This window comes from bacterium, from assembly GCA_031082185.1.
Lineage (GTDB): Bacteria > Sysuimicrobiota > Sysuimicrobiia > Sysuimicrobiales > Humicultoraceae > VGFA01.
In genome coordinates, this window is sequence record JAVHLI010000003.1 from 110,138 (window position 1) to 122,423 (window position 12,286).

At 67.5% G+C, this 12,286-nt stretch carries 10 protein-coding genes and 1 tRNA gene; 5 read left to right on the forward strand and 6 right to left on the reverse strand.

From position 1 onward, the window contains the following. Window positions 1-10: 10 nt before the first annotated feature. Together RDU83_04385 and RDU83_04390 are read right to left on the reverse strand one after the other, a co-directional pair. Entirely contained in the window at window positions 11-1,372 is a 1,362-nt protein-coding gene (locus RDU83_04385; GenBank protein MDQ7840251.1) for a dipeptidase, read from the reverse strand. Between the two features lie 60 nt (window positions 1,373-1,432). Further along, window positions 1,433-2,608 (reverse strand): amidohydrolase, encoded by a 1,176-nt coding sequence (locus RDU83_04390; GenBank protein ID MDQ7840252.1) that lies wholly within the window; start codon window positions 2,606-2,608, stop codon window positions 1,433-1,435. A gap of 168 nt (window positions 2,609-2,776) precedes the next feature. Here RDU83_04390 and RDU83_04395 point away from each other — a divergent pair, with 168 nt between their 5' ends. Both RDU83_04395 and RDU83_04400 read left to right on the forward strand, forming a co-directional pair. Beyond that, a complete protein-coding gene (locus tag RDU83_04395) occupies window positions 2,777-3,757 on the forward strand; it encodes an ornithine cyclodeaminase family protein (protein ID MDQ7840253.1) in 981 nt (326 codons plus the stop codon). Between the two features lie 38 nt (window positions 3,758-3,795). Further along, complete coding sequence (locus RDU83_04400) at window positions 3,796-5,283, forward strand: leucyl aminopeptidase (protein ID MDQ7840254.1); 1,488 nt, start codon at window positions 3,796-3,798, stop codon at window positions 5,281-5,283. Window positions 5,284-5,296: 13 nt separating this feature from the next. On the opposite strand, the gene gltA is transcribed toward RDU83_04400, so the two are convergent. The 3 genes from gltA to RDU83_04415 all read right to left on the reverse strand — a co-directional run bounded on the left by gltA (window position 5,297) and on the right by RDU83_04415 (window position 8,397). Continuing rightward, entirely contained in the window at window positions 5,297-6,742 is a 1,446-nt protein-coding gene (gltA, locus tag RDU83_04405) for an NADPH-dependent glutamate synthase (GenBank protein MDQ7840255.1), read from the reverse strand. Then, window positions 6,739-7,614 (reverse strand): sulfide/dihydroorotate dehydrogenase-like FAD/NAD-binding protein, encoded by an 876-nt coding sequence (locus tag RDU83_04410; protein MDQ7840256.1) that lies wholly within the window; start codon window positions 7,612-7,614, stop codon window positions 6,739-6,741. The genes gltA and RDU83_04410 overlap by 4 nt, the downstream gene beginning before the upstream one ends. A gap of 126 nt (window positions 7,615-7,740) precedes the next feature. Continuing rightward, window positions 7,741-8,397, reverse strand: coding sequence for an MBL fold metallo-hydrolase (locus RDU83_04415; protein MDQ7840257.1), 657 nt, complete (start codon window positions 8,395-8,397; stop codon window positions 7,741-7,743). A gap of 108 nt (window positions 8,398-8,505) precedes the next feature. On the opposite strand from RDU83_04415, the gene RDU83_04420 reads away from it, so the two are divergent. Then, window positions 8,506-10,239: an adenine deaminase C-terminal domain-containing protein gene (locus RDU83_04420; GenBank protein MDQ7840258.1), complete on the forward strand. Its 1,734-nt coding sequence runs from the start codon at window positions 8,506-8,508 to the stop codon at window positions 10,237-10,239. A gap of 52 nt (window positions 10,240-10,291) precedes the next feature. Here RDU83_04420 and RDU83_04425 read toward each other — a convergent pair. Next, window positions 10,292-10,367, reverse strand: a tRNA-Phe gene (locus tag RDU83_04425). A 69-nt stretch (window positions 10,368-10,436) separates the two neighbouring features. On the opposite strand from RDU83_04425, the gene RDU83_04430 reads away from it, so the two are divergent. Both RDU83_04430 and RDU83_04435 read left to right on the forward strand, forming a co-directional pair. After that, entirely contained in the window at window positions 10,437-11,495 is a 1,059-nt protein-coding gene (locus RDU83_04430; GenBank protein ID MDQ7840259.1) for a 2-dehydropantoate 2-reductase, read from the forward strand. Further along, window positions 11,488-12,282 (forward strand): SDR family NAD(P)-dependent oxidoreductase, encoded by a 795-nt coding sequence (locus RDU83_04435; GenBank protein ID MDQ7840260.1) that lies wholly within the window; start codon window positions 11,488-11,490, stop codon window positions 12,280-12,282. The genes RDU83_04430 and RDU83_04435 overlap by 8 nt, the downstream gene beginning before the upstream one ends. Window positions 12,283-12,286: the final 4 nt, after the last annotated feature.

Here is a 12,286-nt window from a genome sequence, read left to right on the forward strand (position 1 = left end):
CGCTCCTCTGCTACCCTCCGAACTCGTGGAAGAAGCGGATCGTCGTTTCAATTCCCTGCCTGAAGTTAACCAGGGCGAACTTCTCGTTCGGCGCGTGCAGGTTGTCGTCGGGCAGTCCGAAGCCCATCAGGACCGTGGAAACTTTCAGGACCCGGTCGAAGGCGGAAACCACCGGAATGCTGCCCCCGCTCCGCACATAGACCGGGGGCACGCCAAAGACCGCCTCCAGTGATCGTGCCGCCGCACGCACCGGCGGTGCGTCGGGAGACACCACAACGGGCGGCGTCGAGGCGAGATGACGCACTTCCACGCGCACCCCGGGCGGCGCCTGGCGGCGCACGAACCTTTCCAGTTGCTTGAAGATCCGCTCCGGACTCTGGTCCGGCACCAGCCGCATGCTCACCTTGGCCGTCGCACAGGACGGGATCACGGTCTTCATGCCGGCGCCGGTGAACCCGCCGGCGATGCCGTGCACGTCAAGCGTCGGCCGGGCCCACAAGCGCTCCAGAATAGGGTAGCCCTCTTCGCCCGGAGCCACGGCCGTTCCGATCTCGTTGCAGAACGCGGCCTCGTCGAAGTGAAGCCGGGCCCAGGCAGACCGTTCGGCTTCGTCCGGCAGCCGGACCCGTCCATAGTATCCGGGAATCCGCACGCGGCCCCGCCGGTCCTTGAGCGCGGCCAGGATCTGCGTCAGAGCTCCGACGGCGTTGGGCGCCGCGCCGCCGTACTGGCCTGAGTGGAGGTCACAGCGGGCACCGCTGACCTCGATCTCGGTGTAGAGCATTCCGCGCAGCCCGGTGGTAAGCGTGGGCAACCCGGGCGCGAACAGCGTGCCGTCGCTGACCAGGGCGGCGTCGGCGGCCAGGGCTCTACGGTGCCGTGGGACATAGGTGGCCAGGGATGGGCTGCCGATCTCCTCCTCGCCCTCCAGCAAGAACTTCACGTTGACCGGCAGCGAGCCCGCGGTGCGCAGGATCGCCTCCACCGCCTTGACGTGCGTGAACAACTGCCCCTTGTCGTCGGACGCACCGCGCGCGTAGAGCGAACCCTGCTCAACCGTGGGCTCAAACGGCGGGGAGTTCCAGAGGCTCAACGGATCAGGCGGCTGCACGTCGAAGTGGCCGTAGCACAGAACCGTCGGCCGGCCCGGCGCGCCCAGCCAGTCGGCCCGCACGATGGGGTGGCGGTCGGTGGACTCGACCCGGCTGCGAAATCCGAGTCGCTCCAGGTGCCCGGCGATCCATGCTGCGGCGTGGGCGACGTCCGCGCCCCGCTCGGGTGTGGTGCTCACGCTGGGAATCCGGAGGAACTCGATCAGCTCAGAGAGGAACCGACCGTCCTGCTCTCGGGCGTAGGCGACTGCCTGGTCCATGGCCCAACTCCTTCGACGGAGTCCGGCGCGGTCCTCTGGGCGGCGGCCCGGCGGCCCGGCCTACTCGAGCAGCCTTAAAGCCGCTCCACCCAGGACCTTCGCGCCGATGACCAGCGCCTCCTCGTCGAAATCGAACCGGGGATTGTGGTGCGCCGCATCCAGACCGCGATCGCGGTTGTGGGACCCGACCGCGAAATAGCACCCAGGGGCGCGCTGGAGGAAGTAGGCCACGTCGTCGCTGCCGGTCGTAGGTTTCAGGTCCACCACCCGCTCGCCGGCGACGACCGCTACGGCCACGTCCCGCACGACGGCCGTTACCGCCGCGTCGTTGACCACCGGTGGGCACCCGAACCGGTTGGTCACCTTTGCCCCGCAGCGAACCGCCCCTGCCACGCCGACCACGATCTCCTCGACGCGACGCAACGTGCGCTCGCGAATCTCCCCGGTGAACGCCCTGACGGTCCCGCGCATCTCCACGCGATCGGGTATGATGTTGAACGCCGTGCCAGCGTGGACCGTACCGATTGTCACGACGGCCGCATCGAGTGGGGCCGTCTCGCGGCTGACGATGGTCTGGAGGGCGGTGACGACGTGGGCGGCGGCCACGATCGGGTCAACCGCTCGGTGGGGAATGGCGCCGTGCCCGCCCCGCCCCTCGATGGAGATCATGATCTCATCCACCGAGCCGAAGACCGGGCCGGGACTCAATGCCACGGTTCCAACGGGCAGGTCGTTCCATATATGGAGCCCCACGACGGCGTCCACGGGCGGGGCGTCCATCACACCCGCCTCGATCATCGGCAGCGCGCCCGAGGTGATCTCCTCTGCGGGCTGGAAGGCGAAGACCAGTGTGCCTGCCATCTCAGCCCGGCGTTCGGAAAGAAGCTCCGCCAGGACCACCGCGATCGCGGTATGGCCGTCGTGCCCGCAGGCGTGCATGCAGCCCGGGATCTGGCTCCGGTACGGCACCTCGCCCGCCTCCTGAATGGGCAGGGCATCCATGTCCGCGCGAACGAGTACGGTGCGCCCGGGCCTGCCCCCACGCAGGACTCCGACAACGCCGGTTTGGGCCACCCCGGTTCGAACCTCCAGTCCGGCGGCCCGCAGCCGGGCCTCCACGATCCCTGCGGTCCTTTCTTCATGGAAGGCAAGCTCAGGGTGGACGTGCAGGTCGCGCCGTAGTGCAATGAGTCCCTCGCGGCGGGCTTCAATGATATCGAACAGGCGTTCGGTCATGGTATACCTCCTGCGTTCATAGTTCGCCTGGGCTTGAGTAAGCCCTTCGCCACAAACGACGGCCGCGCCGTGGATTGTGCCCGTCCGCTGGAGGAAGGCCCACCAAGACTGGGGAACCTCATTGGAACGACGGTGCTTTCCGGCCGAACCAGGCCGCCGGGAGAGACGATGGCGCTGCTGCTCCGCGAAAGCGATGTGGGCCTGCTTCTCACCATGGACGATGTGATCGCTGCCGTCGAGGGCGGGTTTCGTTTCCTGGGTTCGGGCACGGGCTTCAACCAACCCCGGAGCAGGTCGGTGACGCCGTCAGGCACGCTGCACGTGATGCACGCTTCCGCACCCACTCTCGGCTTCATGGGCATCAAGTCCTACGCCTCCACTCCCCGCGGATCGCGGTTCATCGCGGTGCTCTACAGGTTCGAGGACGGCGCGCCAGTGCTGATCGCTGAGGCCGATCGCCTTGGACAGATGCGGACCGGCGCTGCCAGCGGGGTAGCCACCAAGTATCTGGCGCGTGAGGGCGCGGGCACGCTCGGTATCATCGGCAGCGGGTGGCAGGCCCGTAGCCAGGTGGCGGCCGTGGCGCGCATCCGGCCGGTAGCGCTGGTGAAGGTGTACGGCCGATCGGAAGAGCGGCGGGAGGCATTTGCGGCTGAGATGGCGGCGGAGCTGGGGGCCGAGGTGGTGGCCGTCGCGAGCGCCCAGGAGGCGGTGGAGGGTTCGGAGATCGTTGTCACCGCCACCTCCGCGAAGGAACCGGTGCTCCAGGGGGTTTGGCTGCGGCCCGGCGTGCACGTCAATGCCGTCGGTGCCAACGCGGCGGCGCGGCGGGAACTAGACGCAGAGGCCGTCCGCCGCAGCGACCTGATTGTCGTGGACTCCCTGGAACAGGCGCGCATCGAGTGCGGCGATCTCATCGCCCCTGCTGCGGATGGGGAGGCGGTCTGGGAGCGGGTGACGGAACTGGGAAGCATCGTGACCGGGGCCAGCCCCGGGAGGAGCCGGCCGGAACAGATCACCCTTTTTGAGTCCCAGGGCATTGCCATGGAAGATGTGGTAACGATGGAGCTGCTGTACCGCCGTGCCGCTGAGTCCGGGGTGGGAGAGGAGATACCCCTCTCGGGCCTTCGTGCCAGGCCAGGACGCTAGGTTGGCAGTTGACTGGTAGTTAACAAAGGAGGAGAGCCGTGACCGTCCGTGTGACCGTTGCCGATCCTACCGCACACCGTTGTGATGTGCTCGCCCTGGGGGTATTTGGCGGCCCTGCGCGGCTCGAGGGCATCGCCGCCAAGGTGGACCACGCGCTCGGCGGGCTGCTGGCCCGCGCGCTCCACGAAGAGCAGTTCACCGCCGAGGCGGGCAAGGTGGTGTTTCTCCACACCCACGGCCGCCTGCCGGCCGGGCGCCTGGCAGTGGTAGGGTTGGGTGATCGTGACGCCTTCACCGTGGACCGGCTACGGCTGGCCGCCGCATCGGTGGCACGGGCCGCGGCCGGGCGCCGCCTGACCCGCCTGGCCTTTCCTCCCTTCCAGCACCGGAACTGGGAGCCGGCGGCGATCGCGGCAGCACGGACCGAGGGCGCGCTGCTGGGAACCTATACGTTCACCAAGTACCGCAAGGAAAAGGGCCACACCGTCCACCTGGAGCTACTGGCCGCCAACCGAGCAGAGGCCGCCGCAGTGGAAGCCGGACGCCGCCGCGGGCAGGTGGTGGCCGAAGCCGTCAACTACGCCCGCGACTTGGTCAACGAGCCCGCCAACGTCCTTACCCCGGACGCGCTTGCCGCTGAGGCCCGCCGCGCCGCGAGGGGCACGAAGCTCAAGGTCCAGGTGTGGGGGCCTGTAGATCTCAAGAAGCGGGGAATGGAGTTGATCATGGCGGTGGGCGGGGCCAGCGCGCACACGCCTCGACTGATCCTGCTGGAGTATGCTCCGCCCAAGCCCAAGCGCACGGTGGCTCTGGCCGGCAAGGGCGTCACATTTGACTCCGGCGGCCTCGACCTCAAGCCCGCCGAGGGCATGGCAACGATGAAGGGCGACATGGCCGGCGCCGCGGCCGTACTGGCGACCATGCGGGCGCTACCCCTGCTTGCGCCGCAGGTGCGCGTAACCGCCGCGATCGCCGCCGTGGAGAACGCCGTGGGCAGCCGGGCGATGCGGCCCGGCGACGTCTTCCGGGGGCTCAACGGCACGACCGTCGAGATCACGAACACCGACGCCGAGGGCAGGCTGATCCTGGCCGACGCGGTGGCGCACCTGGCCGCGGGCGCGCCGAGCGAGATCGTTGACTTGGCAACGCTCACCGGCGCGGCCAGCGTTGCGCTGGGCCCGTACGCCGCTGCCTTGATGGGAACGGACCAGGCCCTGGCGGATCGCCTGGTGGCGGCGGCAGGCCGGGCAGGGGAGCGCCTGGTCCCGCTGCCTCTCTACGAGGAATATCGCCAGGCCATGCGCAGCGATGTGGCGGACATCAAGAACTCCGGCACTCGTCCGGGGGGTGCTCAGAAGGGCGCCATCTTCATCCGGGAGTTCGCGGGCGGCATACCTTGGGCCCACATGGACATCGCGCCCGTGGCATACCTGGACAAGGAAGAGGGCACGAACGCCATCCAGCCCAAGGGTGCCTCGGGCTACGGCGTCCGGACGCTGTTGGAGTATCTAACCGCGCGGGACTAATACTATCGCGGGATTAGACTATCTGCGCCGGGGGCTCGGGGGCGGGGCGCAGATAGCGATCTATCGAGGCGGCCGCGATCTTGCCGTCGCGCATGGCCAGGATCACGGTCGCGCCGCCCCGTGCCAGATCGCCTCCCGCAAACACTCCGGGCCGGCTGGTCGCCTGATCCTCTCCGGCGACCACCGTGCCTCGCGAGCTGGTCTTCAATCCGGGCGTCGTGGACTGAATGATCGGATTGGGCATTTGGCCGATCGCCATGACGACCGTCTGCACCGGCACTATGAACTCCGACCCTGGAACGGGAATGGGCCTGCGGCGTCCTGATGCGTCCGGCTCGCCAAGCTCCATCCGCTGGCATTCGATGCCGCACACGCAGTTGTTCGAGTCGGCCAGGATGCGGGTCGGGGTGGTCAGCAGCATGAACTGCACGCCTTCTTCCTCGGCGTGATGGACCTCTTCCACGCGCGCCGGCATCTCATCGCGCGATCGGCGATATATGAGGTAGGCGGATTCGGCGCCCAGCCGGAGGGCGGTCCGCACCGCGTCCATGGCCGTGTTCCCTCCGCCGATCACCGCGGCCTGCCTGCCAACCCTAACCGGCGTATCGTACTCCGGGAAACGGTACGCCTTCATGAGGTTCACGCGGGAGAGGAACTCGTTGGCCGAATAGACGCCCACCAGGCTCTCGCCCGGGATGCCCATGAAGTACGGGGTGCCGGCGCCCGTGGCAAGATAGATGGCCTTGAATTCCCATTCACCCATCAGATCGTCAATCGTGGCCGTCCTGCCGACGATGAAGTTCGTAACGATCTCCACCCCGAGCGATCGCACGCGATTGATCTCGAGATCCAGGATGTCGCGCGGAAGGCGGAACTCGGGAATTCCGTACCTGAGCACTCCGCCCGGCGCGTGCAGCGCCTCGAAGACCGTTACGCGGTAGCCCAGTCGGGCGAGCTCTGCGGCGCAGGTCAGGCCTGACGGACCTGAGCCGACGATCGCAATCTTCTCCTCGCGCGGCTCCGGCATCGGGGGGTCGATGAAGAGGTTGTGCTGGAGCTCGTAGTCGGCGGCGAACCGCTCCAGCTTTCCAATCGCAACCGGCGTGTACTTCTTCCCGAGCACGCAGAGCTGCTCACACTGCGACTCCTGCGGACAGACCCGTCCGCAGATGCCCGGCAGGTAGTTGGCCTCGCGAATCTTGTTGATCGCGCCGGCGTAGTCTCGTCGCAGCAGCAGGTCAACGAATCCCCGTATGTCTATGCTCACCGGGCAACCATTGACGCAAACGGGGTCCTTGCACTCCAGGCACCGCGAGGCCTCGAGGAACGCGGCGGCTTCGTCAATCCCCAAGCATACCTCGCGGAAGTTCCCGCGGCGTTCTTCCGGCGACTGCTCTGCCGGACTCTGGCGCGGGATCTTCAACCGTTCCGCGGGCTTGAGAGGATTGGCGCCCTTCATTGTGCCCCCTCGGCGGACGAGGCGGCAATCCTGCACGAGCACCGTTCGTCGGAAATCCGCTCCATGTCCAGGTAGGACCGGTTTCGTGCGATCAGTTCGTCGAAGTCTACTCCGGCGGCATCGAACTCGGGACCGTCCACGCACGCGAACTTCGTCTTGCCGTCAATCGTCACGCGACAGCCGCCGCACATGCCGGTCCCGTCGATCATGATCGTGTTCAGGCTGACGATGGTCTTGACCCCGCGCTTCGCCGCGAGAACGGCAACGGCCCTCATCATTACCAAGGGACCGATGGCGTAGACGACCGCTATGTTAGGGTGCTCATCCAGGAGGGACGAAAGGGCGTCCGTGACGAGCCCCTTGCGCCCGTGGGAACCGTCGTCCGTGGTGACGGTCAGGGTGGCCGAGCACTCACGCATCTCCTGTTCGAGAACCACCAGCTCCCGCGTCCGCGCGCCGACGATCGTGTGCACGGTGTTGCCCGCGTCGCGCAGGGCACACGCGATTGGGAAGAGCTCAGCGGTGCCCACCCCTCCGCCCACGCAGGCGACCGCGCCGTGGTGTTCGATCGGCGTGGGGTTGCCCAGCGGGCCGACGACGTCACTCAGCGCCTCTCCGACCTGCATGGCGCACAGCGCTTTGGTCGTCTTCCCGACCGCCTGGACGATCAGGGTAATCGTCCCCTCGATGGGGTCGGATTCCACAACCGTAAGGGGAATGCGTTCGCCGGTCTCGTCAATGCGGATGATCACGAAGTTGCCGGCCTTGTGCTTGCGGGCCACAAAAGGCGCCCGGATGCGAAACTTCGCTATCGAGGGGGCCAGCGTCCACTTGCCTAGTATCTGGAAGCGATTTACCTGGGTATCATCCATGCGTCCGTACACCGCTACAAGCATAGAAAAGGACGGAGAGGTGGCGTATCAGGCCGCGACCTGATGTTGGAGTAAGGCATGAGGCGCAGCCTTGCCGTCCGGAGACCCCCAGCCGCAGGGGCAGGGTTATGCGAGTACCCAGACCTCCTGCTCTCTGGGAAACGCTGCGCGCGTGATGGTCACCGTCGCGCCCAAGCGCTTCACATCCACCTTGCCCTGGAGGAAATCATCGAGTCTACGGATAGGCCACGATTCGTTGACCGCGGTTTTGTAGTGCATCGGGATCACCACCCGCGGCTTCAGTTGGGAGATGACCTGGTCGGCCTCGGCAGGACCGATCGTGAAGTGCCCGCCGACCGGGACCATCAGGACGTCCACCGGGCCGATCGCGCTCACCTGCTCGGGTGTCAGCACGTGGCCCAGGTCACCCAAGTGCGCCATGCGCAGACCCTCTACCTCAATGACTGCGACCGCGTTCTTTCCGCGCGCGCGTCCCTGCTCGGTATCGTGGTAGGTGGGCACCCCGGTAATGTGCATCGGCCCGACGCGCGCATCGAGCGCGGCCCAGGTCTTACCCTCATCGGCCAGGCCGCGGAGTACCCTGGGGCGACCCCGGACCTGATCAACGCTGTTGTGGTCGGAGTGCTCGTGACTGGTCACGACGGCGTCGGGCTCCACGTCCGGCCTGGGATAACCGACGTCGTCGTTGAACGGGTCAATGACGATTGTGGTGCCCCCGGCGGTCAGGCCAAACATCGCGTGCCCGTAGTAGCGAATCTCCACGGCCCTTCACCTCCGTTCGCAGTGTCCGCATTCGAGGTGCCCGCGGCGTCCACCGATGCGTTTCAGCCCTGGCGTCCCCATTCCTTCTCTCGTGCTACAATGTGCGCCGTGAGGCGCACCTACCGGACTCTGGACGAAACCCGGGCGCTGATGGCGGTAGCCCGCGGAGAAGCGCCCCCGGACCTTCTCGTTACCGGAGGCCGCGTGCTCAACGTCTACTCGGGTGAAGTCCTGCCGGGCACGGTGGCGGTGGCCGCCGGACGCATCGCCTATGTGGGCGAGCGCCCTGTCGCGGCCGGACCGTCCACGATCGTGATAGAGGCCCACGGCAGGTTGGTTGCGCCGGGGTACATTGACCCGCACGGGCATCCCCAGGCAATGTACACCCCGGATGAACTGGCGCGCGTTGTGCTCCCCCGGGGCACAACGGCCATCGTGGCCGACACCCTGATGCTGCTGAACCTGACCGCGCCGGAGGTGACCCTCTCTGCGCTGGCCGCGCTGGGTGCGCTTCCCCTCCGGTATTTCTGGTTCCTCCGGCTGCACGGCCAGGCGCACAGCCCGCACGACCCCACAACCCTCAGCGAAGAGCGGCTGGAGGCGCTGCTGGCGCTCGATGACGTCCGCACCTTGGGCGAGATCACCCGGTGGACGCAGGTGTACGCGGGTGAGGCAGGGTTGTTGGAGCGGATCGCGCGCGGGGTCGCCGCAGGGCGCCGAGTCGAAGGACATGCGCCGGGCGTCTCTGCCGACCGGATGCAGGTGCTGGTCGCCGCGGGGTTTTCGTCCGACCATGAAGCAATCACCGCCGAGCAGGCCATGGCGCGGCTGCGCGCAGGGCTCTACGTCATGCTGCGCCACGGATCGCTGCGCCCGGACCTGCCGGCGCTGGCGCCGGTGATCACCGGCAGCCGCGCCTTCTCCGGCCGGATCATGCTGACGCCCGATGGCCCCAACGCCGCCTTCGTCCACGGGAAGGGATACATGGACCACCTGCTGGATGTAACCCTGCGCCTTGGCGTAGACCCCGTGGCCGCCTACCAGATGGTAACCATCAACCCTGCGACATACTTCGCCCTGGACGAGGAGATGGGAGGCCTGGCGCCGGGTCGCCGCGCCGACATCGTCGTGCTCGAAGACCTCGACCGCCCCATGCCGCAGTCCGTTGTTGCGGCCGGGAAGCTGGTGGCGCAGGACGGCCGTCTGGTGGCGGATCTCCCGGCGATGCCGTGGGACCGATGGTTGCGGCCGTACACCCCCGGGGATTGGCGGCCCGACGCATCACTCTTCTCCCTGGACGGGCTGCCGTCGCCGGTTCCGGCCATGCACTTTGAGAACACGGTCATCACTCGCCGCCGCGACATCGCGATCGGGAAGGAGCTGCCCGAGGGCGTGCTTCGCATGGTCCTGTTGGATCGCGCAGGACGGTGGCGGTGCCGCGTCCTGCTGTCCGGGTTTGCGGAGAGCATCGGTGGCCTGGCGAGCACCTATACCAGCGGCGCGGGGATGTACGTGCTGGGCCGCGACCCCTCGGACATGGCCGTGGCCGCGTCGCGCGCCCTGGACCTGGGCGGCGGCGTGGTCCTGGCAGAAGGCGGAACCGTGGTCTTCGAGCTGCCGCTCCCGCTGGGAGGGATGATGTCACGGCGCCCCATGGGAGAGGTGGCCGCTGATCTGGATGCGCTCACCGCCCTGCTGCGCGCGCGCGGTTATGCCCACCACGACCTGGCCTACAGTCTGCTGTTCTTCGGGTTTGACTCGCTGCCGTACGTCCGGATGACATACCGCGGCCTGTGGGATGTTGTCGGTGATCGCGTGCTGCTGCCCAGGGAGGACCTCTGATGATCTATGAAGATCAAGGATATTCGGGGACCGGCCGCGGGGTTGTCAGATCTGGTGCCGGGGGACAGAGTTGAACTGCCGACGCGCGGCTCTTCAGGCCGCCGCTCTACCACCTGAGCTACCCCGGCACCCGCGCCTTGTAGTCTAGCAACCGGCCGGAGCCGGGTCAACGCCGATTCTGGAAGGAGGTCGCGGAAATGTCGTCTGATCACATCACCATCGTTGGGGCCGGCGCGATCGGGGGAACGATCGGCGCCTACTTGGTCCGCGCCGGCCACGGGGTCACGTTCGTGGACGCGGTCGAAGAGCACGTGTGCGCGATCAACGAGCGAGGACTGACCATCGAGGGCAGCGGCGAGACGTTCACCGTGCGGGCGCCGGCCCTTACTCCCCAAGAGATCCAAGGCCCGCTGGGAATGGTGTTCCTGGCTGTGAAGACCATGCACACCGACCTGGCCACGGCGCAGCTGGCCCCCCACCTGGCGCCCAACGGTGTGGTCGTCTCGATGCAGAACGGCTTCAACGAGGAACGGATCGCTGCGATCGTCGGGCGCGAAAGGACGATTGGGGCCTTCGTCAACTTCGGCGCCGACTACTTAGAGCCGGGCCGCATCCTCTACGGCGGTTCGGGCGCCCTCTACGTCGGTGAGCTCGACGGCTCCGAGAGCGACCGCCTGGGGCGATTGGTCAAGATCCTGCTTGACTTCATGCCAAACACACAGGCCACAGCCAACATCTGGGGTTATCTGTGGGGCAAGCACGCCTACGCGGCGATGCTGAAGACCACGGCGCTCGTGGACGCGCCGATAGCCGATGTGCTGGCCGATCCCACCGCGCGGCCGGTCCTGGCCAACGTGGCCGCCGAGGTCCTGGCCGTGGCCGCTGCCGAAGGCGTCCGGCCGGAAGGCTTCGACGGATTCGACCCTCCCGCCTTTGTCTTTCCGCCAAGGCGTGATGCCGGCAGGGTGGGGGCCAGCCTCGATGCCCTGGTTGCGTTCAACCGGAAGTCGTTGAAGGCGAAGAGCGGCATCTGGCGCGACCTGGCGGTCCGCAAACGCAAGACCGAGGTGGAATCAATGGTGAGCGAGATGCGCGCCCGCGCGCTCCGGCACGGCCTGCCGATCCCGCTTGTGGAGGCGTTGGGCGGGATGATCCTTGAGATCGAATCCGGCGCGCGCCAGATGTCGTGGGATAACATCGCGGCCCTGGCAGCGGTCAACGCGCGGGCCTACGGATCGGAGGGCGTCCATGCGTAGCGGCGGGCTTGCGGGCAAGGTCGCCGTGGTAAGCGGGGCGGCGCACGGCATAGGCGCGGCGATCGCCGAAGCGCTGGTGCGGGATGGGGCCAAGGTTTGGGTCTGCGACGTCCTGGAGGAGCCGCTCGAGGAAGCCGTGCGCCGGTGTCGCGATGCGGGTGGCGATGCGGGTAGCGTTGCGGGTGGCCGGGTCGTTGATGTCAGCCGGCCGGACGCGGTGAGCGCTCTCGCGGCCGAGATCACCGCGCAAGACGGCGGTACAGACATACTGGTGCACTCCGCCGGAGGCGTGCTCGGGCAGGTGGCGCAACCGGTGGAAGAGGTTTCAGAAGACGACTGGCGCGCGATCGTCGCCGTCAACTTGGAGGCCGCGTTCCTCCTGGTGCGCGAGGTGGTCCCGGGGATGAAGGCGCGGGGATGGGGGCGCATCGTCACCATCTCCTCCGGCGCCGGCCGGAGCTACAGCCAGACCGGAATCCAGGCCTACGCCAGCGCCAAGGCCGGCCTGATCGGATTCACCCGGCAGATCGCCCGCGAGCTGGGACAGTTCGGTATCACCGCAAACTCGGTGGCGCCGGGGTTCGTGCTCTCGAACCCATCCTCCCAGCGCCAGTGGGAGGCGCTGGGCGCAGAAGGGCAGCAGGCGTTCTTCAACGCCCTGGCGATCAAGCGCCTGGGCAGGCCGGAGGAGATCGCGCACGCCGTGCTCTTCTTCGCCTCGGAGGAAGCAGGATACGTGACAGGACAGACGCTGAGCGTGGACGGCGGACGGTGGATGCTGGGTTGAGGAG